General features: G+C 63.5%; 26 protein-coding genes. 14 read left to right on the top strand and 12 right to left on the bottom strand.

All coding sequences use genetic code 11. From position 1 onward, the window contains the following. Positions 1-159: 159 nt before the first annotated feature. The 8 genes from lptF to AC5STB_RS18790 all read left to right on the top strand — a co-directional run bounded on the left by lptF (position 160) and on the right by AC5STB_RS18790 (position 9,131). Complete coding sequence (lptF, locus tag AC5STB_RS18755) at positions 160-1,287, top strand: LPS export ABC transporter permease LptF (protein ID WP_495444296.1); 1,128 nt, start codon at positions 160-162, stop codon at positions 1,285-1,287. Then, positions 1,284-2,387, top strand: coding sequence for an LPS export ABC transporter permease LptG (gene lptG / locus AC5STB_RS18760; protein ID WP_495444297.1), 1,104 nt, complete (start codon positions 1,284-1,286; stop codon positions 2,385-2,387). Before lptF ends, lptG begins: the two co-directional genes overlap by 4 nt. Continuing rightward, positions 2,371-4,542, top strand: coding sequence for an LPS-assembly protein LptD (locus AC5STB_RS18765; RefSeq protein WP_495444298.1), 2,172 nt, complete (start codon positions 2,371-2,373; stop codon positions 4,540-4,542). The genes lptG and AC5STB_RS18765 overlap by 17 nt, the downstream gene beginning before the upstream one ends. Beyond that, complete coding sequence (locus AC5STB_RS18770) at positions 4,527-5,786, top strand: peptidylprolyl isomerase (protein WP_495444299.1); 1,260 nt, start codon at positions 4,527-4,529, stop codon at positions 5,784-5,786. Before AC5STB_RS18765 ends, AC5STB_RS18770 begins: the two co-directional genes overlap by 16 nt. Continuing rightward, on the top strand, positions 5,783-6,754 hold the full coding sequence (gene pdxA, locus AC5STB_RS18775) for a 4-hydroxythreonine-4-phosphate dehydrogenase PdxA (protein ID WP_495444300.1): 972 nt from the start codon (positions 5,783-5,785) through the stop codon (positions 6,752-6,754). Before AC5STB_RS18770 ends, pdxA begins: the two co-directional genes overlap by 4 nt. A gap of 84 nt (positions 6,755-6,838) precedes the next feature. Beyond that, positions 6,839-7,681: a 16S rRNA (adenine(1518)-N(6)/adenine(1519)-N(6))-dimethyltransferase RsmA gene (gene rsmA, locus AC5STB_RS18780; RefSeq protein WP_495444301.1), complete on the top strand. Its 843-nt coding sequence runs from the start codon at positions 6,839-6,841 to the stop codon at positions 7,679-7,681. A 39-nt stretch (positions 7,682-7,720) separates the two neighbouring features. Further along, positions 7,721-8,488, top strand: a complete 768-nt coding sequence (locus AC5STB_RS18785; RefSeq protein WP_495444302.1) for a pyridoxine 5'-phosphate synthase — start codon at positions 7,721-7,723, stop codon at positions 8,486-8,488. A 103-nt stretch (positions 8,489-8,591) separates the two neighbouring features. Beyond that, a complete protein-coding gene (locus AC5STB_RS18790) occupies positions 8,592-9,131 on the top strand; it encodes a GNAT family N-acetyltransferase (RefSeq protein ID WP_495444303.1) in 540 nt (179 codons plus the stop codon). A gap of 97 nt (positions 9,132-9,228) precedes the next feature. Here AC5STB_RS18790 and AC5STB_RS18795 read toward each other — a convergent pair whose 3' ends face one another. The 3 genes from AC5STB_RS18795 to prfA all read right to left on the bottom strand — a co-directional run bounded on the left by AC5STB_RS18795 (position 9,229) and on the right by prfA (position 12,021). Next, the gene (locus tag AC5STB_RS18795; protein WP_495444304.1) at positions 9,229-9,897 is read right to left on the bottom strand and encodes a DUF4167 domain-containing protein; all 669 of its coding nucleotides are present in this window, start codon (positions 9,895-9,897) and stop codon (positions 9,229-9,231) included. A gap of 214 nt (positions 9,898-10,111) precedes the next feature. Then, positions 10,112-10,969: a peptide chain release factor N(5)-glutamine methyltransferase gene (gene prmC / locus AC5STB_RS18800; protein ID WP_495444305.1), complete on the bottom strand. Its 858-nt coding sequence runs from the start codon at positions 10,967-10,969 to the stop codon at positions 10,112-10,114. Next, positions 10,966-12,021 (bottom strand): peptide chain release factor 1, encoded by a 1,056-nt coding sequence (gene prfA, locus AC5STB_RS18805; RefSeq protein WP_495444306.1) that lies wholly within the window; start codon positions 12,019-12,021, stop codon positions 10,966-10,968. The genes prmC and prfA overlap by 4 nt, the downstream gene beginning before the upstream one ends. A gap of 60 nt (positions 12,022-12,081) precedes the next feature. On the opposite strand from prfA, the gene AC5STB_RS18810 reads away from it, so the two are divergent. Beyond that, complete coding sequence (locus AC5STB_RS18810) at positions 12,082-12,381, top strand: hypothetical protein (RefSeq protein WP_495444307.1); 300 nt, start codon at positions 12,082-12,084, stop codon at positions 12,379-12,381. 207 nt (positions 12,382-12,588) lie between these two features. On the opposite strand, the gene AC5STB_RS18815 is transcribed toward AC5STB_RS18810, so the two are convergent. The 4 genes from AC5STB_RS18815 to AC5STB_RS18830 form a co-directional block, all read right to left on the bottom strand. After that, positions 12,589-12,792, bottom strand: a complete 204-nt coding sequence (locus AC5STB_RS18815) for a hypothetical protein (RefSeq protein WP_495444308.1) — start codon at positions 12,790-12,792, stop codon at positions 12,589-12,591. 304 nt (positions 12,793-13,096) lie between these two features. Continuing rightward, the gene (locus AC5STB_RS18820; protein WP_495444309.1) at positions 13,097-13,525 is read right to left on the bottom strand and encodes a DUF1499 domain-containing protein; all 429 of its coding nucleotides are present in this window, start codon (positions 13,523-13,525) and stop codon (positions 13,097-13,099) included. 84 nt (positions 13,526-13,609) lie between these two features. Further along, positions 13,610-14,557: an agmatinase gene (gene speB, locus AC5STB_RS18825; RefSeq protein ID WP_495444310.1), complete on the bottom strand. Its 948-nt coding sequence runs from the start codon at positions 14,555-14,557 to the stop codon at positions 13,610-13,612. A 138-nt stretch (positions 14,558-14,695) separates the two neighbouring features. Continuing rightward, complete coding sequence (locus AC5STB_RS18830; protein ID WP_495444311.1) at positions 14,696-15,862, bottom strand: M20 aminoacylase family protein; 1,167 nt, start codon at positions 15,860-15,862, stop codon at positions 14,696-14,698. 63 nt (positions 15,863-15,925) lie between these two features. On the opposite strand from AC5STB_RS18830, the gene mazG reads away from it, so the two are divergent. From mazG to AC5STB_RS18850, 4 genes are all read left to right on the top strand, one after another. Continuing rightward, the gene (mazG, locus tag AC5STB_RS18835) at positions 15,926-16,741 is read left to right on the top strand and encodes a nucleoside triphosphate pyrophosphohydrolase (RefSeq protein ID WP_495444312.1); all 816 of its coding nucleotides are present in this window, start codon (positions 15,926-15,928) and stop codon (positions 16,739-16,741) included. A 178-nt stretch (positions 16,742-16,919) separates the two neighbouring features. Next, a complete protein-coding gene (locus tag AC5STB_RS18840; protein ID WP_495444313.1) occupies positions 16,920-17,861 on the top strand; it encodes a nucleoside hydrolase in 942 nt (313 codons plus the stop codon). Beyond that, a complete protein-coding gene (locus AC5STB_RS18845; RefSeq protein WP_495444314.1) occupies positions 17,858-18,307 on the top strand; it encodes a GNAT family N-acetyltransferase in 450 nt (149 codons plus the stop codon). Before AC5STB_RS18840 ends, AC5STB_RS18845 begins: the two co-directional genes overlap by 4 nt. Before the next feature lie 247 nt (positions 18,308-18,554). Next, complete coding sequence (locus tag AC5STB_RS18850) at positions 18,555-18,830, top strand: glycine zipper 2TM domain-containing protein (protein ID WP_495444315.1); 276 nt, start codon at positions 18,555-18,557, stop codon at positions 18,828-18,830. A gap of 345 nt (positions 18,831-19,175) precedes the next feature. Here AC5STB_RS18850 and AC5STB_RS18855 read toward each other — a convergent pair whose 3' ends face one another. The 4 genes from AC5STB_RS18855 to AC5STB_RS18870 form a co-directional block, all read right to left on the bottom strand. Continuing rightward, a complete protein-coding gene (locus tag AC5STB_RS18855) occupies positions 19,176-19,628 on the bottom strand; it encodes an MEKHLA domain-containing protein (RefSeq protein ID WP_495444316.1) in 453 nt (150 codons plus the stop codon). A gap of 159 nt (positions 19,629-19,787) precedes the next feature. Further along, positions 19,788-21,062: a phosphopyruvate hydratase gene (eno, locus tag AC5STB_RS18860; RefSeq protein WP_495444317.1), complete on the bottom strand. Its 1,275-nt coding sequence runs from the start codon at positions 21,060-21,062 to the stop codon at positions 19,788-19,790. Positions 21,063-21,235: 173 nt separating this feature from the next. After that, positions 21,236-22,129 (bottom strand): DMT family transporter, encoded by an 894-nt coding sequence (locus tag AC5STB_RS18865; protein ID WP_495444318.1) that lies wholly within the window; start codon positions 22,127-22,129, stop codon positions 21,236-21,238. A 235-nt stretch (positions 22,130-22,364) separates the two neighbouring features. Further along, the gene (locus AC5STB_RS18870; RefSeq protein ID WP_495444319.1) at positions 22,365-22,778 is read right to left on the bottom strand and encodes a Fur family transcriptional regulator; all 414 of its coding nucleotides are present in this window, start codon (positions 22,776-22,778) and stop codon (positions 22,365-22,367) included. Between the two features lie 350 nt (positions 22,779-23,128). On the opposite strand from AC5STB_RS18870, the gene AC5STB_RS18875 reads away from it, so the two are divergent. Beyond that, a complete protein-coding gene (locus AC5STB_RS18875; RefSeq protein ID WP_495444320.1) occupies positions 23,129-24,442 on the top strand; it encodes a DEAD/DEAH box helicase in 1,314 nt (437 codons plus the stop codon). Between the two features lie 235 nt (positions 24,443-24,677). On the opposite strand, the gene AC5STB_RS18880 is transcribed toward AC5STB_RS18875, so the two are convergent. Further along, on the bottom strand, positions 24,678-25,382 hold the full coding sequence (locus tag AC5STB_RS18880) for an endonuclease/exonuclease/phosphatase family protein (protein WP_495444321.1): 705 nt from the start codon (positions 25,380-25,382) through the stop codon (positions 24,678-24,680). Positions 25,383-25,487 lie beyond the last annotated feature (105 nt).

Genomic DNA, 25,487 nt, shown 5'->3' on the forward strand with positions numbered 1-25,487 from the left:
TATCCTGCGCAGCGGCGCTTGGAAAGACCCGGCCGCACAGCGCCACGGCCCGCGGCCCGCCGCCGATCTGCGACCCCTGCGAGAATGCAGTTTTCCCCGCCAGCCAAATCCACTAAGGTCCGGCAAAACAACAATGCCAAGGTCTTTTGGGGGGATCGGGTGTCACGCTACGACAGATATGTGCTGTCTCAATACCTGCTCTTCTTCAGCTTTTTTGCGCTGATTCTGGTGGCCGTATTCTGGGTCAACCGGGCAGTTGTGTTGTTTGACACCCTGATTGGCAATGGTCAGTCCGCGCTGGTGTTCCTTGAATTCACCGCGCTCACCCTGCCGAATCTGATCCGCATGGTGTTGCCGATTGCCGCCTTCGGCGCGTCCGTCTGGGTGACCAACCGTCTGAATGGCGAAAGCGAGCTGACTGTGCTGCGCGCCACCGGCACCAGCCCCTGGCAGATGGCCCGGCCTGCGCTGGCCTTCGGCATCATCACCGCGCTGATGATGTCGGCGCTGACCCATTACCTGCTGCCCGCGTCAATCAGCCAGCTGGAAGAGCGGGAGAGCGAGGTCTCCCGCAATATCACCGCCAAGCTGCTGAGCGAGGGCGACTTTCTGCATCCCGCCGATGGCATCACCTTCTACATAAGCCAGATCGACACCGACGGGACCCTGAACGACGTGTTCCTGTCTGACCGCCGCGATCCGGCAGTGACAGTGACCTATACCGGGGCCCGCGCTTATCTGGTGCGTGACGATGCCAGTGTGCATCTGATCATGCTGGAAGGCATGGCACAGCGGCTTGAACACGAAACGCAAAGCCTTTCGACCACGTTCTTTTCAGATTTCTCCTATGACATCAGCAGCTTGGCCCGCGACGCTGAGAACGCCTCCCGCAATATCAGGGCCATTCCCAGCATGGAGCTGATGAACCAGACTGCAGCAATCATCGAAAGCGACGGCCATTCTGCCGGTGCCCAGGCAGAGGAGCTGCACCTGCGCTTTGCCCGCGCGCTGGTCTGCATCGCGGTCACTCTGATCGGCTTTTCGGCGCTGATGCTGGGCACCTTCTCGCGCTTCGGGGTCTGGCGTCAGGTCTTCTTGGCTTTTGTCATGCTGATCTTTATCGAGGGGATGCGCGGCGTGGTGTCTGAACCGGTCCTCCGCGACCCCAGCATGTGGCCGCTGATCTATCTGCCTACTCTTCTGGGACTGGCCGCAGCGCTGATCTTCCTGGTTCTGTCAACCCGGCCAAGACGGATCAGGGCCAGAACACCGGAGGCCGCCGGATGAAGCTGGATTTCTATTACGCCCGTCGTTTCACGCAATGGTTCCTGGTGATCGTTGCAGTGCTGATGACACTTGTTGTGCTCATCGACCTGAATGAACAAATCCGCCGCTTCGAAAAGGCTGACCTCAGCCTGGCGCAGCTGGTCGGGCTGACGCTGCTAAACGTACCTGCGGCACTTTCTGAATTTTTACCGCTGATCATGATTCTCAGCACCATCGTGCTGTTTGTCGGTCTCGCACGCAGCAGCGAGCTGGTGGTGACCCGCGCCATCGGCCGTTCCGGCATCCGGGCGCTGGCGGCGCCGGTGCTCGTCGCCGCCGCGATCGGCGGCCTGGCGGTCACCATGCTGAACCCGATCTCAGCGGCAACCGCCAACCGCTATCAGGATCTGGCGGAGACTTATCACAATGGTGGCCCTTCTGCGCTGTCGCTGTCCGGTGAAGGCTTGTGGCTGCGCCAGGGCGGCGCTGCAGGTCAATCGGTCATCCATGCCAAGGGCTACAGCGGCGATGCCGCGGATATCACATTGTACAACGTCTCGATCCACAGCTACAGCGCCGCAGGCAACCCGGTGCGCCGCATCGTCGCCGAAAGCGCCCGGCTGGATGGCAGCAACTGGACCCTGACCAATGCCAAGGCCTGGCCTTTGACTGCAGGCCTCAACCCGGAAACCAATGCTGCCCAGCACAAAGCGCTGAAGCTGCCGACGACGCTGACCACAGACCGCATCCGGGACACCTTGGGTTCCGCCAGCGGCATCTCGATTTATGATATGCCCTCCACCATCCGGGAGCTGTCAGCGGCTGGTTTCACCACCAAACGCTATGAGGTCCGGTTCCAATCGGAACTAGCGCGGCCTTTGTTCCTGGTCGCAATGGTTCTGGTCGGGGCTTCCTTTACCATGCGCCACACCCGTTTCGGCGGCACCGGCCTGGCCGTGCTCATGGCCGTTCTCTTGGGTTTTGGGCTTTATTTCATCCGCAATTTCGCGCAAATCCTTGGCGAGAACGGGCAAATTCCGGTGGCATTGGCCGCCTGGGCGCCGCCTGCCGCTGCAATACTATTGACCTTGGGACTGCTTCTCCATGCTGAAGACGGGTAATCTGCGCCGCGCCCTGCTGCTATCTGCCGTACTGCCCTGGCTGGCGCTCTCTGCCCCGGCCGTGCAGGCACAGGCGGAGGACCCGGCGCAGCCCGCTATGCTGGTGGCTGATGAGGTCTTTATCACCCCTGACCGCACCCTCGTGGCAGAGGGCAATGTCGAAGCCTTCCAAGGCAACATCCGCCTGCGCGCTCAGAAGATCACTTTCGACCGGGAAACCGGCACCCTGCAGATCGAAGGTCCGATCCGCATTGATCAGGACGGCGACATGACGATCCTGGCGAATGCAGCCGAAATGGACAGCGGCCTGCGAAATGGCCTGCTGACCGGCGCCCGCCTGGTGCTGGAAGAGCAGCTGCAACTGGCTTCTGCGCAAATGACCCGGGTCAGCGGCCGCTACACCCAGCTCTACAAGACTGCGGTAACCTCCTGCCATGTCTGCGAGGACGGCCGCCCGCCCCTTTGGCAGATCCGCGCCGAGCGCGTTACCCATGACCAGCAGGAACGCCAGCTTTACTTTGAGAACGCCCAGCTGCGGGTGCTGGATGTCCCGGTGTTCTATTTCCCGGCGTTCCGGCTGCCGGATCCCTCGCTGGACAGAACCAGCGGCTTTTTGATCCCCTCCTTGCGTTCGACCTCGAACCTCGGCACCGGGATCAAGGTTCCCTACTTCTTCACCCTTGGCCCGCACAAGGATCTGACGCTGGCGCCCTATGTCTCCTCCAGCACAAGAACGCTGGATTTGCGCTACCGCCAGGCTTTCCGCAACGGCCGGATCGAGCTCAAAGGCGCCTATACGCGGGACGACCGCTACCCAGACGAGGACCGCGGCTACTTCTTCGGCAAGGGCCGATTCAGCCTGCCGCGCGATTACCGTTTCACTTTTGACGTAAGGACGGTGTCCGACGACGCCTATTTGTCCGACTATGGCTTGCCGGACGATGACCGCCTACGCTCCCGCGCCGAACTGACACGAATCCGGCGTGACAGCCTGTTCCTGACTTCGCTCACGCACTACAAAACTCTGCGTGACAGCGAGGACCAGAGCGAAATCCCCTCCGGCATCGCCGAAGCCTTCTACCAGAAACGCTATTTTCCCAGCCTGACGGGCGGTGAACTGCGGCTGACGCTGCAGGGGCACGGCCATCACCGCAGCTCCAGCCTGGAAGGGAATGAAACCGCCAGCAACGGCCGCGATGTGGCCCGGCTGACTGCGGACCTTAGCTGGCGCCGAACCTGGCAGCTAGGCTACGGCGCCCTGGCAGAAGCCGAGCTTGGCGCCGCCGGCGATGCCGTCCGCGTTTACGACGATACATTTTTCACCGAAGACGTGACCCGGCTGACCCCGCGCGGGGCCCTCACCTTCCGGCTGCCGATGACCCGTCGCGAGGCCAGCGGCGCAACCCAGTACCTGGAGCCGATCCTGCAGCTGGGCTGGCGCGACGAAGGCGGCGGCAATGTGGTCAGCGAGGAAAGCCGCTTTATCGAATTCGACCAGGGCAATCTGCTGTCCTTGTCGCGGTTTCCGTCTAACGATGCGCGTGAGGATGGGGTCACTCTGGTCTATGGTGCCAATTGGGCACGATTTGCCGCGGGCGGCTGGCAGGCTCACGCGACCGTTGGCCAGGTTCTGCGCAGCGACGGCGATCCCCGCTTCACCAAGAGCTCTGGACTGGGCGGAACAACCTCGGACATCCTGATGGCCGGCCAGATCAAGTTCGGCGACCAGCTGGCAATTTCCAGCCGCGGCCTGCTGAACGGATCGCTGAATTTCTCCAAAGCCGAACTGCGCGGCGTGTGGCGCACGGACCGGTCTTCACTCTCCGGCACTTACCTCTGGCTCGGCACCGACCCCGCAGAGGAACGGGAGAAGGAGACTTCAGAGATGTACGTCACAGGCCGCTACAATCTCAACCCCAATTGGTCGGCCCGCGCCCGGCTGCGTTACGATATCTCGGACGCCCGCGCCACCCGGGCCGGTCTGGGCCTGGCCTACAGCAACGAATGCGTAACGGTCGACCTTTCGGTCAGCCGCCGCTATACCTCAACAACAAGTGTTGAGCCGACAACGGATTTCGGCTTTACCATCTCCCTCAGCGGATTTTCCGTGAAGAGCGGCAACAAACAGTACAGGCGGTCATGCAGCAAGACGTGAACACCCGGATCCCGGCTCCCTTCCTTTCCCGTGCTTTCAAAACCGCAGCCGCAACTGCGCTGGCTGCAGGTCTTTCGCTGACCGGCCTTCCGGCCGTTGCGCAAAACCTCTTTGCCCCGGCCATCACCGTGAATGACGAGGTCATCACACGCTATGAGCTGGAACAGCGCGCCCGTTTTCAATCCGCTCTGCGGGTACCCGGCGATCCGCTCAGCACCGCCCGCGAGGAACTGATCAACGACCGGCTCAAGCTGGAAGTGATGGAACAGGCCGGCATCCAGCTGTCCGAAGAAGACATCAGCGCCGGCATGGAGGAGCTGGCCGGCCGCGCAAACCTGTCTCTGAACGAATTCCTGACCGCGCTGCAGCAGCAGGGCGTGGCACCGCAGACCCTGCGCGATTTCACCAAGGTCGGGCTCGGCTGGCGCGAATTCACCCGCGCCCGTTTCCTGTCCCGCGCCCGGCCCACACCTGAAGAGATCGACCGCGCCATGGGCAGCGCAGGCACAGGCAGCGTGCAGGTCCTGCTGAGCGAATTCATTGTGCCGATCAATGATCAGAATGCGGCCCAGGTCGAAGAACTGATTGAGCAGGTTGCCCGGCTCAAGTCCTATGACAGCTTCTCCTCTGCGGCGACCCAGTACTCCGCCGCGGCCAGCCGCGACGAGGGCGGCCGGCTGCCCTGGATGCCGCTGACCAAGCTGCCGCCGCAATTGCAGGAAGTCGTGCTGGCACTTCAGCCGGGGGAAATTTCCGAACCATTGCCGCTGCAGAACGCTGTTGCGCTGTTCCAGATGCGCGGCGTACGCGAGGTCGAGGGCGCTGCCCCGCAGTTTTCCGCAATTGAATACGCCAGCTACTACCTGCCCGGCGGACGGACACCCGAAACCCTGGCCGCCGCCCGGGACGTAGTGAACAGCGTCGACACTTGCGAGGACTTCTATGGCCTCGCCCAGGGCCAGGACCCTTCAGTGCTCGACGTCCAAAGCCTGCCGCCCGCAGACATCCCCCGCGACATCGCGCTGGAACTGGCCAAGCTGGATCCCGGTGAAACCTCCACTATGCTCACCCGCAACAACGGCCAGACTCTTATGGTGCTGATGCTCTGCGGCCGAACTGCCGACCTCGGCGAAGGCGCCACGCGCGAGACGGTGGCCAATGCTCTCACCGCGCAGCGGCTGACCTCGCTGACCGACAGCTACCTGGAGCAGCTGCGCGCCGACGCCCGGATCGACATCAAATGACCCGCCCCGGGCCTATTGCTCTCAGCTGCGGCGAGCCCGCAGGCATCGGCCCGGAAATCGCCGTAAAGGCATGGGAAACACTGCGGGACAGCTGCCCGTTCTTCTGGATCGGCGACCCGCGCCACCTGCCTGAAGGCACGCCTTACAAGGAAATCTCCGCCCCGGCAGAGGCCCCCGCGGCCAGTGCCGCCAGCTTCCCCGCTCTGCCGCTTGCCTTCAGCGGCAGCACCGCCAAGGGCGCGGCCGATCCGGCCAACGCCGCAGGCGTTATCCAATCCATTGAGACCGCTGTGAAGCTGGTCCAGACTGGTGAGGCCTCAGCCGTCTGCACCGCCCCCATTCACAAGAAGGCGCTGATCGACGGAGCAGGCTTTGCCTATCCCGGCCATACCGAATTCCTAGCCGCGCTGGCGGGCCGCAGCCGGGTGGTGATGATGCTGGCCAGCGAGCAGCTGCGGGTGGTGCCTGCCACCATCCACATCGCCCTGGCCGACGTTCCGCGCACGCTGAACCCGGAACTCCTGCGCGAAACCATCAGGATCACTATCTCAGGCCTGCGCGACCAATTCGGGATCGCCGCGCCGCGCATCGCTGTTGCGGGGCTGAACCCCCACGCAGGCGAAGGCGGCGCCATGGGCCGTGAGGAGCTTGACTGGATCAACGGCCTAATCAGCAAAATGCAAGGTGAAGGGCTGGCTGTCACCGGCCCGCATCCGGCGGACACCATGTTCCACGCGGCCGCCCGCGCCCGCTATGACGCGGCGGTCTGCATGTACCACGATCAGGCGCTAATCCCGATCAAGACGCTCGATTTCGACCGCGGCGTCAACGTGACCCTGGGTCTGCCGTTCATCCGCACCTCTCCCGATCACGGCACCGCCTTTGATATCGCAGGCACCGGCCAGGCCAATCCCTCCAGCCTGATCGAGGCGCTGAAGCTGGCCCAGGCCATGGCCGCCAGCACTTGATTCTTCCTTGGGCGGGAAATATCCCCGCCGCAGGCATGAAAATTCCGGCGCCCCGCCCGCGCCTTGTCCCAGGGTCCAGATGATATGAGCGCCATAGACAGTCTTCCCCCTTTGCGCGAAGTGATCGCAACGCATCAGCTGTCCGCCCGCAAGTCGCTGGGCCAGAACTTTCTCCTGGATCTGAACCTCACCGCCAAGATCGCGCGGCAGGCCGGCGACCTTAGCGGCTGCGACGTGCTGGAAATCGGCCCCGGCCCCGGCGGCCTTACCCGCGGCCTGCTGGCTGAGGGCGCCCGCCGCGTGCTGGCTGTGGAAAAGGACCAGCGCTGCCTGCCTGCGTTGCAGGAGATTGCCGACGCCTACCCGGGCCGCTTCGAAGTGATCAACGGCGACGCGCTGGAGATCGACCCGCTGGCCCATCTGGCCCCGCCAATCCGCATCGCCGCCAACCTGCCCTACAACGTCGGCACCGAACTCTTGGTGCGCTGGCTCACCCCCAAGGAATGGCCGCCGTTCTGGCAGAGCCTCACCCTGATGTTCCAGCGCGAGGTGGCAGAGCGCATCGTGGCACAGCCCGGCACCAAGGCTTATGGCCGCTTGGCAATCCTGTCCCAGTGGCGGGCCGATGCCCGCATTGTGCTGTCTCTGCCCCCCGGTGCCTTCACCCCCCCGCCCAAGGTGTCCAGCGCCGTGGTTCATTTGGATGCCTTGCCAGCGCCGCGGTTCGAAGCCGATGCGGCGGTCCTGTCCCGCGTCGTGGCCGCCGCGTTCAACCAGCGCCGCAAGATGCTGCGCGCGTCGCTCAAAGGAATATCGCCCGATATCGAGGCGCATCTGACCGCGGCCGGCATCCCGCCCACCGAACGCGCCGAACAGGTGAGCCTTGAGGCTTTCTGCACGCTGGCGCGCGAAGTCGCCAAGGCCTGACCCTCCCTCCCCGATACTTTGCCGGAGCCTGATTTCCAGATGACCCAAGCAGTTGCCTCACGCCCGACCCTTCTTTCCGTGAACGTCAACGCCGTCGCCTATCTGCGCAACCGGCGAGAAGTGCCGTGGCCGGATCTGATCGATCTTTCCCGTGCCATCCTGCAGGCCGGCGCCCACGGCATCACCGTGCACCCGCGCCCGGATGAGCGCCACATCCGCTTTTCCGACCTGCCGGCCTTGTCCCGGCTGATCGCCGAGGAATTCCCGCAGGCAGAATTCAACATCGAGGGCTACCCGACACGCCATTTCATCGACCTGGTATTGGAAAACAAACCGCATCAGGTGACTCTGGTCCCCGACACGCCGGAGCAATCCACCTCCGACCATGGCTGGGACTTTGCCGCAGACGGTGACATGCTTTTGCCTATCGCACAGGAGTTCAAGGCGGCCGGCATCCGGGTTTCCTATTTTGTGGACACCAATCCAGCCGACCCGGCGCTGGCGATGCGGGCAGGCGCCGACCGGATCGAATTCTACACCGGCCCCTACGCAGATCAGACCGGCCCAGAGGCCACCGCGCGTGAACTGGACAAGATTCGGGACACCGCAAATGCGGCCCGTGCCCTTGGCGGGCTGATGATGAACGCGGGCCACGACCTGACGGTGGAAAACCTGCCCGGCCTGCGTCAGGCGGTCCCCGATCTGGCAGAGGTTTCCATCGGCCATGGCCTGACCGCAGATGCCTTGATGCTGGGCTTCCCCGAGGCTGTCCGCCGCTATCTCAGGGTGCTCGGCCACGAAGGCTGAACGCCCTTTCCACGCAGCACTCTTTGCCCTGCACCTTGACTGCTATCTGCGCAGGCGGGCTATTCTGCCTGTACCAGTCAATCTCCGTGGCAAGGGGCAACCGATGCAGTTCTCTGCAGACTACAAGGACCGTATCCCGGAAATCACCGGCCTCTTCCGGTCCGTCTTTGCCGCGTCGGAGGGCGAAAGCGAAGGCGATCTTATCTCCGCCCTGGTGCAGGACATGTTTGCGTCCACAGCGGCCGGGGATCTCTTTGCCTTTTCAGCCAGGGACAGCGGCCGCCTCAGGGGGTGCATCCTGTTTACCCGGCTGCGCTATGGCCAGGACAGCCGCACCGTATTCATCCTTTCCCCGGTCGCCGTCCTGACGGGGCATCAGGGCCAAGGCATCGGGCAGGCGCTGATTGCTTACGGGCTGAATGCTATGCGCAATCACGGCGCTGATGCTGCCGTGACCTATGGCGATCCTGCCTACTACTGCAAGACCGGCTTCCAGCAAATCACCCAGGACCAGGCCGCTGCGCCGCAGCCTCTCAGCCATCCCGAAGGCTGGCAGGCGCAATCCCTGACTGGCGCAGACTTTGCGCCTCTGCGCGGCCGTGCACACTGCGTCCCGGCTCTGAACAATCCGGTCTTTTGGTAGGCTCCGCAGCTCTCTGCCGGCCCGCTCCCGGCCTTGGGCAGTAAAAAACCCCGGGGCCGCTGGCACCGGGGTTCTTTTTCTGTCTTTGTCCGGAGGCTTATTCAGCCGCTTCCGCCGGGCCTTCCTCTGCCTTCGGCTTGGGTTTGGCGCGTGCGCGGCTGGGCTTCTTCGGCGCTTCTGCCTCGCCGCCTTCACCTGCACCTTCCGTCTTTGCCGCAGGCTTGCGGGTGCGCGGCTTGCGGGCCGGGGCCTTCTTCGGAGCCGCCTCGCCGCCGGCTTCCGGTGAAGCCGTGCTTTTGCTTTCCGGCGTTTCCACCAGGCCGCTGTCCTGACCATTGCCATTGTCGCCGCGCGGATCAATCACCTCCGGCTGCGGGTCGCTGGCCGGATCGCTTTCCGCCGGCGCAGAGGCCGCTGCCTCACGCTCCTGGCGTTCCAGCCTCTCTGCGCGTTCGCGGTCACGCTCGGCCTGGCGCTCCCGGTTCTGGCGTTCCTGCTCTTCGCGGCGCGCTTCGATCTCGCGCTGCGCTTCGTTCAGCATCCGCAGGTAATGCTCTGCGTGCTGCTGAAAATTCTCTGCCGCAACACGGTCATTGGCCAGCTGCGCATCGCGGGCCAGCTGATTGTACTTGTCAATGATCTGCTGCGGGGTTCCGCGCACCTTGCCTTCGGGACCGGAGCTGTCGAACACCCGGTTGACCACATTGGCGCCGTTCGGGCGATTCCGGTTCGACTTGGAGCGTGAGCGTGATTTGGACGATCTCATATGCCTATCATAAGCCTTGAGTTAATGCGCCGTTGACCCTGTGCAGCGCGCCTCAGCGCCGGATCGTTAGCTTTTTTGGGCTTGATGCCGCGGGAATGCTCGTAAAGCGTTCACCTCTATACGGCTCATCTTGAGTAACCATGTTACGGGAGCGCAGACAAGGGGGCCAAGCGGATTTTCTGTGTTTTTTGACCCGAATCCGCAGATTTTCGCGTTAAAATCCGCGATTTGAGAGAGAATGGGCCCTCACCACACGGTCGCGCCCGTCAAGATCCGGCAGCACCGCAATGCCGTTGAAACCTGCCGCCTCCAGCAGTGCGCTAACCGCAGGCCCCTGCGTCGGACCGATTTCCAGCAGCAGCCGTCCCCCCGGCGCCAGATGCGCGGCTGCCTGCGCAGCAATCTGCCGGTAGGCCCCCAGTCCGTCGCCGCCGTCTGTCAGGGCGATGCCCGGCTCATGCCCGCGCACCTCTGCGGACAGCCCCTCCATCTCATCCAGCGCGATATAGGGCGGGTTGGACACTATCAGGTCGAACTGACCCGCGATCTGTTCGAACCAATCCGATGTCTGGATATCGGCGCGCGCCTCAACCCGGTGCAGCACCGCGTTGGCGCTGGCCTGCAGGCAGGCCGCCTCGCTGATGTCAACGCCCAGCCCGGTGGCCTCCTGCCGCTCTGCCAGCAGAGTCACCAGAATGCAGCCAGAGCCGACACCCAAGTCCAGCACCCGTTCAAACGGTTCCGCCAGCGCCGCCTCAATCAGGATCTCGGTCTCCGGGCGCGGGTCCAGCACATCGCGTGACACCTTGAACCGGCGGCCATAAAACTCCCGCTCGCCGATCAGATGCGACACCGGCACCCGCACAGCACGCAGGGCAATCAGTTGCTCATAGCGTTCCGCCACCTCTGTCGCCAGCTCCTCGGGAGCTATCAGCGTCACCCGGCTGGCCTCGATCCGGGCCGCATGGGCCAGCAGCACGCGTGCATCCCGCGCCGGGTCTTGCACTCCGGCCGCCCGGAGCTTGGCTGTTGCTGCCGCCATCGCCTGTGCCGCGGTCTCTGCCATGCTCATTGCCCCATCTCGGCCAGCAGCCGGGCCTGATTGTCCGCGGTCAGCGCGTCGATTATTTCGTCCAGATCTCCGCCCATTACCTGGTCCAGCTTGTAAAGCGTCAGATTGATCCGGTGATCGGTCATGCGGCCCTGCGGAAAATTATAGGTGCGGATACGTTCCGACCGGTCGCCTGAGCCCACCTGGCTTGCGCGATCGGCCGAACGCTCGCTGTCGATCCGCTGCCGCTCCAGATCATAAAGCCGGGTCTTCAGCACCTGCATGGCGATCTCGCGGTTGCGGTGCTGGGACTTCTCCGAAGAGGTCACCACCAGACCCGTGGGCAGGTGGGTGATCCGGACCGCGGAGTCAGTGGTGTTGACATGCTGCCCGCCTGCGCCCGAGGCGCGCATGGTGTCGATGCGGATGTCATTTGCATCAATGTGAATATCCACATCCACCGCTTCCGGCAGCACCGCCACGGTGGCCGCCGAAGTATGAATGCGCCCGCCGCTTTCAGTCGCGGGCACCCGCTGCACCCGGTGTACGCCGGATTCATATTTCAGCCGGGCAAAAACGTTGTCACCCTTGATATGGGCCACCACCTCCTTGATCCCGCCCAGTTCGGTCACCTGCTCCTCGATAATATCGAACTTCCAGCCCTGCGCTTCGGCATAGCGCTGGTACATCCGCAAGAGGTCGCCGGCAAACAGCGCGGCCTCATCGCCGCCGGTGCCGGGGCGGATCTCCAGCATCGCCGGGCGGCTGTCAGCCGCGTCCTTTGGCAACAAGGCCAGTCGCAGCGCATGCTCCGCTTCAGGAATGGCCGCCTTCAGCTCCGGGATCTCCTCCGCCGCCAGATCCTTCATATCCGGATCAGCCAGCATCGCTTCCGCCTCTTCCAGATCGCCCAGCAGCTTGCGGTAGGCCGTCACCTGTTCCGCGACCGGGCGCAGGTCGGAATACTCCTTGGCCAGCGCCGCAATATCCCCGCCCCCGGCACCGTCCGCCATAGCAGCTTCAAGATACTGAAACCGCTGCAGGATCTGTTCCAGCCGTTCATCGGGAACCATGGGCACGCCTATTGTTGTTCATGTTTTGGCCAAATGACCCCCATGTGATATGCTAGAGCCATGCGACATGCCAGAGTCCTTATTGCCACAATCCTTCTCACCCTGCCGAGCCTTGGGCTGGCGGACGTGAAAGGACCCGGCGGCAAGACCATCGACTGCTACTGCACAGACAAGTCCGGTTCCCGCGTGGAACTTGGGGAGCTGCGATGCCTGCAAGTCGACGGCCGCATGTTCATGGCGCAATGCCAGATGTCGCTGAACGTGCCGATGTGGCGGGAGGTGCAAAGCAGCTGCCTATCAGCGTCGCTTGCACCGCAGCCTGGCATGTCCAGCGCGTCATTCGGCATGCCGCATCTTTGATCAGACAAATCGCAGCCGTGCAAAAACACAGATAGGTCAGGCAGACCGCCAGGCAGCCCACCAGTGCTGGACACATTCCACTTTCGCTCTATGTACCCTGTCATCCCGTTCACCTATTGAAGGATCAGGAACGGGCCAGAGCGGCCTGCATTACTTTTAGTTCAATTTTCATTGCAGGCCGCTCGACGATCAATCGGCTGCAAAGCCTTATCTCGCTTTCACCCAGTTTTCGGCCTCACTGTCGTAGCGGTAGGTCACCACAACAATGCCCAGCCCAACGTGAAAGAAAACATCGATTGTCGCCTCTTCAATGGCTGAGTAGTTCTGGGTCCATTTGGACACAGCCGCCTCAAAGCCCTTGCAATGTATCCTTGTGCCGCCGCCAAGATCGAGAACCGCAATACTTTCCAACTGGCACCCCCTTCCTTGGATGGGCTCACTCCATCTGGCGGCAGGCCTGCTCTGTTCCGGCCTGAGCGGCGATCACGCCACTTGATTTTGGAGTTTAGAACAAACCTGCCACGGTTTTCCCCGACAGTCAGTCGGAAACATCGGTTACCTGCGTCCGGCCGCGCAGGATTTCCATCCTCTCAACTGGTTTCACTACGAACGTCAGGTCAAGAGCGGGCGGCCCTCCCCCTGAAACGCGCCTCAGCTAAACCCAAGGCTCTGGCGCCAAAGGCGGAAGAGCCCGCGAACCGGCGGGAGCGCCTGCTTACTCCCCGGCAGAAACAGCCTGCGGCACCGCTTCCATCTCTGCCAGCCAGGTGTTGATCCGCTCCTTGTTGGCGCCCAGATCGGACCGGCCGAACCGTAGCCGGGCATAGACCTTCAGCAAATCGCCGTCCTGCGCCGCGGTGGTGTAGTCGGGAAAACCCAGAACCTGGGTGCGGGTGATATAGGTCACCATGCCGTCCTGCGGCCCGCCCGCCAGCACGCTGGTGCGCGGCGCGTGGCTGGCGATGCGGTGGAACCGCTCCAGCCCGTCCGGCCCGGTGCGCACCACCCGGAACACGCCCCCGCGGAACTCCTTGTCTTCACTCAGCTCCGGCTGCGTATTCCAGTCCAGCGGGTCGCTTGGCGCCAGCCGGATAAACCCCAGTCCGGCGACAACGGCAGCCAGCAGCAGCCAGCCCAGCAGCATCAGCCGCTTCAATGCGGTTTCAAGGTCAACCCTTGCCTCCTCCCTGCGCGGCCCTCCCCCGGCCTAACGCTCAGGCCGGACCGCTTATCTCGTTGCCACGCCCGGCAGCACGCACAACAGCTCATAGAGCAGGTTGGCGCCCACCAGGGCGGTGTTGCCCGAGGGATCATAAGGCGGCGACACTTCCACCAGGTCGCAGCCCACGATGTTGACCCCCTTCAGCGACCGGATCAGCTCCAGCGCCTGCGGCGTGGTCAGCCCGCCGATTTCCGGCGTGCCGGTGCCCGGCGCATAGGCCGGGTCCAGACTATCGATATCATAGGACACATAGACCGGCCTATCGCCGATATCGCGGCGAATTTCCGCACCCATCTGATGCAGCGATCGGTTCCACAGCTCTTGCGCCGGGAAGTGCTGGAACCCCCAGCCCTGCGCCTCGGAAAAATCGGTGGCGGCATAACCGGTGCCGCGGATGCCGATCTGATAGGTCTTGTCCGGGACAATCAGCCCTTCCTCATAGGCGCGCCGGAACACGGTGCCATGGGTTTCGCGCTCGCCGAACATCTCGTCGTTCACATCCGCATGCGCATCCACATGCACCAGCGCCACGGGACCGTGTTTCTTGGCAATCGCGCGCAGGATCGGCAGGGTGATCGAATGATCCCCGCCCATCGCCACCGGGATCACCCCGCCTGACAGGATCGCATCATAGCTATCCTCAATAATCCGGAGCGATTCCGGCAGCGAGAACGTGTTGATCGCCAGATCGCCGATATCCGCAATGTTCAGGCTGTCAAACGGCGCCGCCCCCGTAGCCATGTTATAGGGCCGCAGCATCGCGCTCTCGGCGCGGATCTGCTTGGGGCCGAACCGCGTGCCTGACCGCCAGGAGGTGCCAATATCCATCGGCACACCCAGCACTGCCACATCCAATCCCTCCAGCGAGGTCGCCTGCGGCAGCCGCATAAAGGTGTTCGGCCCGGAAAACCGCGCCAGGTCGTTACCGCTGATCGGTTGGTTGAAGTCAGTCATTGTCTCTCACGTTCCAGCAAAGAAGGCGGTAAGCTCCGCCGCCGCATGTCCCGGCAATAGCACCTGCACCGCCCGTGTCAAAGGGCGGAGACCGCCGCCGCGGCTCTGCCCGCGTGAGTGGTGCAGGCGCGCCGCGCCTCAGCTGTTCAACGGTTGCGCCCGTTCCACCAGGCGGGCAAAAAAGGATGCCCCCACCGGCGCAATCTCGTCATTGAAGTCATATTTCGGATGATGCAGCCCGGCACTGTCGCCCTGCCCCAGGAACAGGTAGGATCCCGGGCGCACCTGCAGCATATAGGCGAAATCCTCGGCCCCCATTTCGCGCCCGCCATCGGAGTTGACGGTATCCTCGCCGGAGATCTCCCTGGCGACTTCCACTGCAAATGCGGTCTTTTCCGCATCGTTGATGGTGGCCGGATAGCCGATCTCATACTCCAGCTCTGCCTCGACGCCATAGCTGGCCGCCTGCCCCGCCACAATCTCCTTCATCCGCCGCATCACCATCTTCTGCACCTCCGGATTAAAAGTCCGCACCGTACCGTTGATATAGGCGGTGTCAGGGATCACGTTGTCAGTGCTGCCGGTGTGGATTTGGGTGACCGAGACCACCAGATCCTCCAGCGTGTGGTGGTTGCGGCTGACGATGGTCTGGATCGCCTGGGCCATGCCGCAGGCCGCCATCACCGGGTCGCGGGTCTCATGCGGCATGGCGCCGTGGCCGCCCTTGCCCTGAATATGGATGTGGAAGGTATCAACGGCAGCCATCAGCGCCCCCGGCGTGGTCAGGAAATGCCCCTCCGGCAGGCCCGGCGCATTGTGCAGCGCATAGACCTCCCCGATGCCGAAGCGCTCCATGATGCCTTCTTCGACCATGATGCGGGCGCCGCCGATCGCCTCCTCCGCGGGCTGAAAGATCAGCGCCACCCGGCCTTTGAAATTCCGCGTCTCCGCCAGGTACTTTGCCGCCCCCAGCAGCATCGCGGTATGGCCGTCATGGCCGCAGGCATGCATGTTGCCTGCATGGCCGGAGGCATATTCCGCCCCGGTTTCCTCCGGGATTGGCAGCGCATCCATGTCAGCGCGCAGCCCGATGGTCGGCCCTTCGCCCTGCCCGTTGATGATCGCCACCATACCGGTCTGCGCGATCCCTTCATGCAGCTCATCAACCCCGAACTCCCGCAGACGCTCCGCCACGAAACCCGCCGTCTTGGGCAGATCCAGCGCCAGTTCCGGGATCTGATGCAGATGCCGCCGCCAGGCCTTCATCTCCTCGGCGTAATCGGCAATACGGTTCACAACGGGCATCGGGGTGGACTCCTGCTCCAGACTCGGGATGATGCATCTGACACCGGAAAAAGAGCAGCCGCAATGCAAGAAACAGACCTGATCCACGACCCCTCCGCAGGCATCGAACGCCTCTTGAAGATCATGGCGTGCCTGCGCGACCCCAACACCGGCTGCCCATGGGACATCGAACAGGATTTCGCTACCATCGCCCCCTATACCATTGAAGAGGCTTACGAAGTTGCCGACGCTATCGAGCGCGAGGCCTGGGATGAGCTAAAGGGGGAACTGGGCGACCTCTTGTTCCAATCCGTCTTCCACGCCCGGATGGCTGAGGAGGCGGGCCATTTCACATTCCAGGACGTGGTCCGGACCATGTCGGACAAAATGGTCTCCCGCCATCCGCATGTGTTCGGCAGCGAGTCCCGCGAGAAATCCGCGGAACAGCAGACGCAGGATTGGGAGGCAATCAAGGCCGCAGAGCGCGCAGGTAAAAAACAAAAGGGAACGCTGGACGGCGTGGCGGTTGGCCTGCCCGCACTTCTGCGCGCCTACAAGCTGCAGAAACGCGCCGCCCGCGTCGGCTTTGACTGGCCGTCAGCGGACAACGTCATCGCCAAAATCACCGAAGAGTGCGCCGAATTGGTCGAGGCCCGCGACAGCCTCTCCCACGCTGAAGTTGAAGAAGAATTCGGCGACCTCCTGTTCGTGATGGCAAACCTTGGCCGCCACCTTGGCGTTGAACCCGAAGCCGCTCTGCGCGCCGCCAACGCCAAATTCACCCGCCGGTTTGAGGGCGTCGAGGCCAAGCTTGCCGCCCGTGGCAAACGCCCCGAAGACAGCGACCTGGCGGAAATGGATGCGCTTTGGGACGCGGTGAAGGCAGACGAGCGCGCCTGACCGCGCCCGCATTTTTCATCTTTCCCCAAATACTCAAACCCCGGTGGCACCGCTGCCGGGAAGCCTGTAACTGCCCGCCGCCGAAAACCTCCGGAAATTTTCGTGGACGTGTGCGGCAGCGGTTCAATCCGGCCGCAACAGCGCGTAGTCTCGCGGTTCACGGCCAGCGGAGACAGTCATGAGCGCCAGGAAAATTATCATCGACACCGATCCAGGGCAGGATGACGCCGCCGCCATCCTGCTGGCGCTGGCCAGCCCGGAGGAACTCGACCTGCTCGGCATCACCTGTGTTGCCGGCAATGTGCCGCTGGAGCTGACCAGCAAAAACGCCCGCATTGTCTGCGAAGTTGCAGGGCATACAGATGTGCCTGTTTACTCAGGCAGCAAGGCGCCGCTCGCCCGTCCGCTGATCACTGCCGAACATGTCCACGGCCAGACCGGCCTCGACGGCCCGGACCTGTGGAAACCGCAGATGCCCCTGGCCGAGGGCCACGGCGTCGATTTCATCATAGACACCCTGCGCAGCCACGCGCCAGCCACCGTAACCCTTTGCGCACTGGGGCCGCTCACCAATATCGCTGCCGCCTTCAACACCGCCCCGGACATCATCGACCGGGTGCAGGAGATCGTGCTGATGGGCGGCGCCTACTTCGAGGTCGGCAACATCACCCCAGCGGCTGAATTCAACATCTATGTCGACCCGGAAGCCGCTGAAATCGTGTTCAGATCCGGCGCTCCCATTACCGTCATGCCGCTTGATGTGACACATAAGGTGCTGGCGACCAAACCGCGCGTCGAAGCGATCCGTGCGCTGGACAGCAGGGTCGGCCGTTTCACCGCCGAAATGCTCGACTTCTTTGAGCGTTTCGACGTGGAGAAATACGGATCCGAGGGCGGCCCGCTGCATGATCCCTGCGTCATTGCCTGGCTGCTGCAACCGGAGCTGTTCTCCGGCCGCCATGTGAATGTGGAAATCGAAACGTCCTCCGCCCTCACCCTTGGCATGACCGTCGCCGACTGGTGGGGCGTCACTGACCGTAAACCCAACGCTCTGTTCATCGGCGATGCCGACGCGGACGGCTTCTTCAAACTCCTGACCGAAAGGCTCGCCCGCCTATGAGCGCCGCCCTGCATCTCGCCAAGCCCGAACACCTGGACACGGTGCTGCCGCTGGTTGCCGCCTTCCACGCCGAATCGGGGCTGAACAGCAGCGACGAGCACCGCCGCGCCGGGATCGAACCGCTGCTGAACGGTCATCCCTATGGTGCGGTCTACCTGATCGGCCCTACCCGGGCGCCGATCGGCTATATCGTCATCACTTTCGGCTGGTCGGTGGAATTCGGAGGAATGGATGGTTTTGTCGATGAGCTGTACATCCGCCCTGCCGTGCGCGGCCGCGGTGTTGCCACCGAAGTTCTGACCGAACTGCCGAAGTCACTGGCCACCGCGGGCATGCGCGCCCTGCATCTGGAAGTCGACCGGGACAACGAAACTGCCCAGCGGCTCTATCTGCGCACCCGCTTCCAGCCGCGCAAGAATTACATTCTGATGACCAAGGAACTGTAACCGCGCTGCAAACGGCGGAGCGGTCCGGCAGCCCCCCGGGCTGCCGGACCGCTTCCGTTGCTTGCCTGCAGCCCCCGCTTACGGCCCCCCCGGCGGAACACCGCCGCCCGTCAGCTCTGTCAGGCAAGTCTGCGCCAGTGGCAGGGGGCAATGTAATTATTGCGGAACCATCCCCCTGACGCTGACGTTATAGTCCAGTCTGCGGCCGGCAAACCGGCTGCCCTGGACCTGAAAATGGAGATATTAAATGACTTTCCGCTGGATCCCTGCACTTGCAAGTTCCGCCGTACTGGGCCTGGGCGCCTGTACCAACTTGACCCCGGAACAGCGCACCGTTGCCGGTGTGGCAGGCGGCGCCGCCGCTGGTCTGATCGCCGCTGATGCGCTCAAGGCCGATGACGACTGGCGCTTGATCGCAGCCCTTGGCGGTGCGGCTGCCGGCACGATGGTTGCGCAAAACAACCAGTCCCAACAGTGCGCGTACTCCCGCGGCGACGGCACCTATTACACCGCCCCGTGTTAAGAATTCAATCTGGCGCCCTCCCCCCGGTCAGGGCGCCAGATCTCCGGGTGCAGCCTGCTGTCAGGCTCCACCCCCGTCATCAGCGCAGTTCCGCACCGAGATTTATTTGCCGAACAGGATCATCCGCAGAAGCGGTCTGGCCGCTGAACGGATAGGCTCCCGGCCCGCTGCATCCTATAAGCGCCGAAAGCACCGCACAGATCGCCGCCCTTCGCAAAACCCGCGTTTTCATGATCCTCTCCCCTTTCCCGCAGCACCTGAACACCGCGTAAGAGAAAATTAGCATAACGCCAGCGTGAGCGTCTGTGATCCGGGCCACACATGCAACTTCCGGAAGATAACAAGTCAGATAAACGCGTAATCCCGGAAGGTTGCTGCTTCGCCCAGCTTCACCCCGTCCGGCCCCAGCAGCGGCCAGATCACCGCCCCGCGGATCTCAAACCGCCGCCCAGAGGCGCTGATCCTGACGCCGGCATAATCCCCGATGAAGCCTTTGGCCCGCATCTCGGCAAACATCATATCCCGTTGCTCCCGGTGCGCAGGTTCTGCCGTCAGCCGCGACGGCATCGACGTCAGCTGTTCCCATCCCATCTCCCATAGCGCCTGCGCCGCCAGGTTGCCGTAGGTCAGAACCGGATCGGCGGCTGTATTGTGCGAAAGTACCGGAAACGACGCGTGATAGAGCGCTTCGGCATCTGCCCCGTCCAGCAGCTGCCGGCCTGTCACTTGCGTAAAGGACCGCAGCAGCAGCTCCGCATGTGCGGCTTGATAACGGTTTTCCGGACCGGGCGACTGCATCTCTGCCTCTCAAGAAATCTTCCGCAGGAGCAATAGACTGCTCACACGTCTTCTTCCAGCTGCTCTGCGTGCGAAGGGGCTGGCGCATACGACAAAAGCCCCGCCATACCGGCGGGGCTTTCAGGCAGGTTCTTCCGCCAGTCTTTTCGCCTCAGGGCCTTACTTCAGGATCGAACGGCCTGCGTATTCGGCCACTTCGCCCAGCGCTTCCTCGATACGGATCAGCTGGTTGTACTTTGCGAGCCGGTCAGAGCGCGCCAGCGAACCGGTCTTGATCTGGCCGCAGTTGGTGGCGACGGCGAGGTCTGCGATGGTCGCGTCCTCGGTCTCGCCGGAGCGGTGCGACATCACGTTGGTGTAGCGCGCGCGGTGGGCCATATCGACCGCCTTCAGAGTCTCGGTCAGGGAGCCGATCTGGTTCACCTTCACCAGCATCGAATTCGCCACGCCGCGCTCAATACCATCGGCCAAGCGCGCCGGATTGGTCACAAACAGGTCGTCGCCCACCAGCTGCACTGTGTCGCCGATCTTGTCGGTCAGCAGCTTCCAGCCATCCCAATCGTCTTCGGACATGCCGTCTTCGATGGAAATGATCGGATAGTCATTGACCAGCGCCGCCAGGTAGTCGGCGTTTTCTTCGGAGGTCAGGGACTTGCCTTCGCCGGACAGGACGTATTTGCCGTCCTTGTAGTATTCGGTCGCCGCGCAATCGAGCGCCAGATAGATTTCCTCGCCGGGCTTGTAGCCTGCTTTCTCGATCGACTTCAGGATGAAGTCCAGCGCCTCGCGGGAGGAGCCGATGTTGGGGGCAAAGCCGCCCTCGTCACCGATCCCGGTGCTGAGGCCCGCGGCAGACAGTTCCTTCTTGAGGGTGTGGAACACTTCGGACCCCATGCGCACGGCCTCACGGATGTTGTCCGCAGCCACCGGCATGATCATGAATTCCTGAATGTCGATCGGGTTGTCGGCGTGTTCGCCGCCGTTGATGATGTTCATCATCGGCACCGGCAGAACCCGGGCAGAGGTGCCGCCGATATAGCGGTACAGCGGCTGGGTTGTGAAATCGGCTGCTGCCTTGGCCACCGCCATCGACACGCCCAGAATGGCATTGGCGCCCAGGCGGCCCTTGTTCTCGGTGCCGTCCAGCTCGATCATCGCCATGTCCACAGCGACCTGCTCACAAGCGTCAAAGCCAACCAGCTCCTCGGCGATCTCGCCGTTCACTGCCGCAACCGCCTCCAGCACGCCCTTGCCCATGTAACGGGAGGTGTCGCCGTCGCGCTTCTCCACCGCCTCGTAGGCACCGGTCGACGCGCCCGAGGGCACGGCGGCGCGGCCCATGGTGCCGTCTTCCAGGATCACGTCGACCTCAACCGTCGGGTTGCCCCGGCTGTCGAGGATCTCACGGGCGTGAATGTCGATAATGGTGCTCATCTGTCCATCCTTGGTTTGGCCTGAAAACGGCAAGTTCTGCTGCCAGCGTCATACCAGCCGCTGCCGGAAAGTAAACCGCCATCGTTACCGCTAACACACATAAAAGCGGCAGGTTAGGGCTAACAAGGCGCTGTTTGCGCCAACAGGACAGAGGATTTCTGCCAAGCGGGACGTCAGGCCGCAGCCGCATCTGCACGGCGCGCGCGCCTTGCCAGCCGCTGCTCACGCACAAAGGTATAGAGGCCGGATCCGATGATCAGCGCAGCCCCCGTCAGCGTCAGCGTATCGGGCCGCTCGCCAAAGACCAGCACACCCGCCAGGATCGAGAAAAGCAGCCGGGTGTAGCGGAATGGCGTCACCGCCGACGCGTCCCCCACCCGCATGGCGGTGACAATGCCGTAATAGCCCAGCACACCAAACAGCACGCCGCCTGCCATCATCAGGTATTCATTCTGCTCCATCACCTGCACCTCGCCAGGGGTAAAGGCCAGCAGCAGCAGCCCCGCAGGAATCACCGCCAGGAACGCCTGAAAGCTGACAACGGTGGAGGGCACCGCGCTGTCCATCACCCGCGTCATCAGATCCCGCGTGGCAACCCCCAGCACTGCAATCACAACCAGCAGCGCCGCAGGCTCAAAACTATCCAGGCCCGGGCGGATGATCAGCAGCACACCGGCAAAGCCAACGCAAATTGCCAGCCAGCGCCGCCAGCCGACCTGCTCCCCCAGAAACAGCGCCGCGCCCATGGTGATGACCAGCGGCGTCGCTTGGAAAACAGCAGCCACAACCGAAATATCGACCAGCGCCAGCGCCGAGGCAAACCCCATCGCCGAGACAGCTTCGGTCCCGGCGCGCAGCACCGGGCGCATACGCCAGGACCGCGGCGCAAATATCCGGTGCCCCTGCATTTTTGCCATCACCGCAAAGACCAGCCCGCTGCCCAGCCCAAGGCAGATCAGGATCTGCCCCACCGGCAGGGTGCCGGACAGCTGCTTGATGAACATATCCTCAAGCGTGAAAAAGGCCATGGAGGCGATGACCAGCAGAATGCCGTGCAGGTTGTTCATATGCGCGCGTCCCGTTTTGCGGTCCGGCAGCGTGCCAGGCCATCCGGGCAAAAAACATCAGCGCCCAGGCGCGGGCAACTCCGTTTCCGACCCGGCTTCATGACAAGACGTGAGCATACATATCAGCATCTGTGATGCGTCGCGCCTTCCGGCAACAGCCCGGGCCTGAATTTTCGCGTATCCCGGCTAGGAAACCACCTGTTCACCCAGCCGTTCCAAAAGACGGCGTGCCGCCCTATTCGGCCTTGCGCGGCACCCCGTAAAGCTCCAGCTTGTGCCCGCGCAGCTCATATCCCAGCTTGCGCGCGATCCGCTCCTGCAGCTCCTCGATCTCCGGGTCGCAGAACTCGATCACCTCGCCGGTATTCATGTCGATCAGGTGGTCGTGATGCTCCCGCTCAGCATCCTCATAGCGCGCGCGCCCGTCGCCGAACTCCAGCCGCTCCAGAATGCCCGCTTCCTCGAACAGCTTCACAGTGCGATAGACGGTGGCAATGGAAATCCCGGCATCCTTCGCGCTGGCGCGGGCATAGAGCTCCTCGACGTCCGGGTGATCATCGCTGTCCTGCAGCACCTGGGCAATCACCCGGCGCTGGCCGGTCATGCGCAGCCCCTTGGCCTCGCAGCGGGCGATAATCGTCTTTCGCATATCTTCCTCGCGGTATTCTGGGCTTCCTCTTTAACGGATGCACTCTGCGGCGAAAACAGGCTTTTCACCCGTATCAAAGGTTGACAAACGGCTTATCCACAGCCATTTGGCGTGCAGGCATCCCTCCCTGCCGCGTGAGCAGAGACCAAAGACCGGACGCGCCCGATGCGCACAACCAATTGTCCGGGGTCAAGTGATATGCCGCCATTCCCAAGATCACGCGTGGGGATTGCAGAGGCCAGCGGCCTGGCATCCGGCCAGCGCGCGCCCGAGGTCCCTGCCCCGCAAGAAAACGCTGCTATGCAGCGGATCCGGCCCGTGCTGAGTGCAGGGCCGTGAAAGGACGATACGTGACTGAATTTTCGACCATGGGGCTGCCCGAAAAGCTCCTCGCCCGTCTCCAGGACATGGGCCTGAACGACCCCACCCCGATCCAGGCGCGCGCCATTCCGCATGCGCTCAACGGCCAGGACGTGCTGGGCCTGGCGCAGACCGGCACCGGCAAGACCGCCGCTTTCGGCGTGCCGCTGATTGCGCAGATGATGCAATACGGCCGCAAACCCGCCGCCAATACCGTGCGCGGCCTGGTTCTGGCGCCGACGCGCGAGCTGGCAAACCAGATCGCTGACACCCTGAAAGGCCTGACCGAAAACACCCCGATGAAGGTCGGCCTGGTGGTCGGCGGCGTTTCCATCAATCCGCAGATCTCCCGCATCGCCAAGGGCACCGACATTCTGGTCGCCACCCCGGGCCGCCTCATTGACATCCTCGACCGCGGCGCGCTGGACCTCGGCTCCTGCGACTTCCTGGTGCTGGACGAGGCCGACCAGATGCTGGACCTCGGTTTCATCCACACCCTGCGCAAGATCGCGGCCCTGCTGCCGTCCGAACGCCAGACCATGCTGTTCTCGGCCACCATGCCCAAACAGATGAACGAGATCGCCAACTCCTACCTGCAAAGCCCGGTGCGGATCGAAGTCTCGCCCCCCGGCAAGGCCGCCGACAAGGTGACCCAATCGGTGCATTTCATCGCCAAGGCGGAAAAGCTGAGCCTGCTGAAGGAACTGCTGGCCGACCACAAGGACGAGCGCGCGCTGGTTTTCGGCCGCACCAAATACGGCATGGAAAAGCTGATGAAGGTGCTGGACAAGGCAGGCTTTGCCGCCGCCGCCATCCACGGCAACAAATCCCAGGGCCAGCGCGAACGCGCCCTTGCAGCCTTCAAATCCGGCGACATCAAAGTCCTGGTGGCAACCGACGTGGCCGCCCGCGGCCTCGACATTCCCGACGTCAAGCACGTTTACAACTACGAGCTCCCGAATGTGCCGGACGCCTACGTGCACCGCATCGGCCGTACCGCCCGCGCGGGCAAGGATGGCGCCGCCATCGCTTTTTGCTCGCCGGATGAGATGGAAGAGCTGAAGGCAATCCAGAAGGTGATGAAGATCACCATCCCCGTGGCCTCCGGCCGCGCCTGGGAAGCCATGCCCGACCCCGCAGCTTCAGCCGGCAAACCGGGCGGCCGTCCCGGCGGACGCCGCGGCGGTGGCAAGCCCGGCGGCCAGCGCCGCCGTGGCGGCGGCGGCAACAGCAGCCAGGGCAAACCTCAGGGCGGCAACCCCGGCAATGCCCAGCGCCGCGGCCAGAAGCAGCGCGCGCGCTAAGCCTTTTCCGCCAGCGCCGGGTCAAGGGTCCCGCAGGGACCGCGCGGCACGCGCGGCCCGCCCTTGACGCGGTGCTGGCGGAACATACAATCGACCCGGCGCTTAAGGGCAGACTTGCCCTTAAGCGCTTCTCTGCAGTGAAAAATCTGCGCTGCGCAGCAGCGCCCGGCCCAAGGCCGCCAAGGCGCGTCAGGCGCAGCCTGAAGCCCCTGCGGGCGCGGGAGAGCTCTGCCCGCTAAGCCGCCCGCAGATCCGCCCAGACCGGCAGATGGTCCGAGGCAATATGCGCAGGCCGCCCGCCATGCACCCCATGCGCCACCGCCGTCAGCCGGTTGCAATGGGCGATCCGGTCCAGCGCCCCCAGGGGCCGCAGCGCCGGGAAGCTGGGCCGCGGCGGCAAAAAGGTCAGCGACGGAGCGATATGCTCCAGCACCGGGGTGCGCGACCATTCATTGAAATCCCCGGCCAGCACCACCGCCGCGTCATCCTGCTTAGCGGCCCGGGCCAGCGCATGCATCTGCTCACGCCGCGCCCGCCCGGTCAGCCCCAAATGCGCGCCGATCACCCGCACCGGGCCTAAGCCTGTTTCCAGCAAAACCCAGACCGCGCCGCGCGGCTCCAGCCCCGGCAGCGCAATATGGCCCTTGCTGCGCAACTGCACCCCATTGCGGTACAAAACCGCGTTGCCATGCCAGCCCAGCGACCCCGCGCCGCCCAGATCAGCCGCTTGCCAGCCAGTCTCCGCGACCAGGAAATGCGGCAAGGCCGCCGGGCGCGGCGGCAGCCGCTTATCCGCCTCCTGCAGCACCGCTACATCTGCCTTCAGCCCGGCCAGCACCTGCAGAATGCGCTCCGGCCGCCGGCGCAAATCCAGGCCGACGCATTTCTGGATGTTGTAGGTGGCAAACCGCAGTGTGTCCGGCGGGGGTGTTTCTGGCATCGTCTCGTCCCGGGTCTGTAGCGGAGTTTGACCTGCAAGGCCCCCAAGCACAATGGTCATCAGGCGTCAGTCGGTGCCGGGGGCTGTCTGCCCCCTCTTGAGCTT

It is taken from the genome of Leisingera sp. CC-HEC093 (assembly GCF_059429195.1).

Excerpts from the sequence above, each read along its gene's own strand:
- rsmA (WP_495444301.1), top strand. The coding sequence starts at position 6,839 with ATGAGCGCCATAGACAGTCTTCCCCCTTTGCGCGAAGTGATCGCAACG.
- AC5STB_RS18785 (WP_495444302.1), top strand. The coding sequence starts at position 7,721 with ATGACCCAAGCAGTTGCCTCACGCCCGACCCTTCTTTCCGTGAACGTC.
- AC5STB_RS18880 (WP_495444321.1), bottom strand. The coding sequence starts at position 25,382 with ATGCCAGAAACACCCCCGCCGGACACACTGCGGTTTGCCACCTACAAC.
- prmC (WP_495444305.1), bottom strand. The coding sequence starts at position 10,969 with ATGAGCATGGCAGAGACCGCGGCACAGGCGATGGCGGCAGCAACAGCC.
- AC5STB_RS18855 (WP_495444316.1), bottom strand. The coding sequence starts at position 19,628 with ATGCAGTCGCCCGGTCCGGAAAACCGTTATCAAGCCGCACATGCGGAG.
- AC5STB_RS18850 (WP_495444315.1), top strand. The coding sequence starts at position 18,555 with ATGACTTTCCGCTGGATCCCTGCACTTGCAAGTTCCGCCGTACTGGGC.
- AC5STB_RS18820 (WP_495444309.1), bottom strand. The coding sequence starts at position 13,525 with ATGCTGCTGGGCTGGCTGCTGCTGGCTGCCGTTGTCGCCGGACTGGGG.
- AC5STB_RS18795 (WP_495444304.1), bottom strand. The coding sequence starts at position 9,897 with ATGAGATCGTCCAAATCACGCTCACGCTCCAAGTCGAACCGGAATCGC.
- pdxA (WP_495444300.1), top strand. The coding sequence starts at position 5,783 with ATGACCCGCCCCGGGCCTATTGCTCTCAGCTGCGGCGAGCCCGCAGGC.
- AC5STB_RS18830 (WP_495444311.1), bottom strand. The coding sequence starts at position 15,862 with ATGCCCGTTGTGAACCGTATTGCCGATTACGCCGAGGAGATGAAGGCC.
- AC5STB_RS18840 (WP_495444313.1), top strand. The coding sequence starts at position 16,920 with ATGAGCGCCAGGAAAATTATCATCGACACCGATCCAGGGCAGGATGAC.
- AC5STB_RS18790 (WP_495444303.1), top strand. The coding sequence starts at position 8,592 with ATGCAGTTCTCTGCAGACTACAAGGACCGTATCCCGGAAATCACCGGC.
- mazG (WP_495444312.1), top strand. The coding sequence starts at position 15,926 with ATGCAAGAAACAGACCTGATCCACGACCCCTCCGCAGGCATCGAACGC.
- AC5STB_RS18770 (WP_495444299.1), top strand. The coding sequence starts at position 4,527 with ATGCAGCAAGACGTGAACACCCGGATCCCGGCTCCCTTCCTTTCCCGT.
- AC5STB_RS18765 (WP_495444298.1), top strand. The coding sequence starts at position 2,371 with ATGCTGAAGACGGGTAATCTGCGCCGCGCCCTGCTGCTATCTGCCGTA.
- AC5STB_RS18810 (WP_495444307.1), top strand. The coding sequence starts at position 12,082 with ATGCGACATGCCAGAGTCCTTATTGCCACAATCCTTCTCACCCTGCCG.
- AC5STB_RS18845 (WP_495444314.1), top strand. The coding sequence starts at position 17,858 with ATGAGCGCCGCCCTGCATCTCGCCAAGCCCGAACACCTGGACACGGTG.
- speB (WP_495444310.1), bottom strand. The coding sequence starts at position 14,557 with ATGACTGACTTCAACCAACCGATCAGCGGTAACGACCTGGCGCGGTTT.
- lptG (WP_495444297.1), top strand. The coding sequence starts at position 1,284 with ATGAAGCTGGATTTCTATTACGCCCGTCGTTTCACGCAATGGTTCCTG.
- prfA (WP_495444306.1), bottom strand. The coding sequence starts at position 12,021 with ATGGTTCCCGATGAACGGCTGGAACAGATCCTGCAGCGGTTTCAGTAT.
- eno (WP_495444317.1), bottom strand. The coding sequence starts at position 21,062 with ATGAGCACCATTATCGACATTCACGCCCGTGAGATCCTCGACAGCCGG.
- AC5STB_RS18870 (WP_495444319.1), bottom strand. The coding sequence starts at position 22,778 with ATGCGAAAGACGATTATCGCCCGCTGCGAGGCCAAGGGGCTGCGCATG.
- AC5STB_RS18865 (WP_495444318.1), bottom strand. The coding sequence starts at position 22,129 with ATGAACAACCTGCACGGCATTCTGCTGGTCATCGCCTCCATGGCCTTT.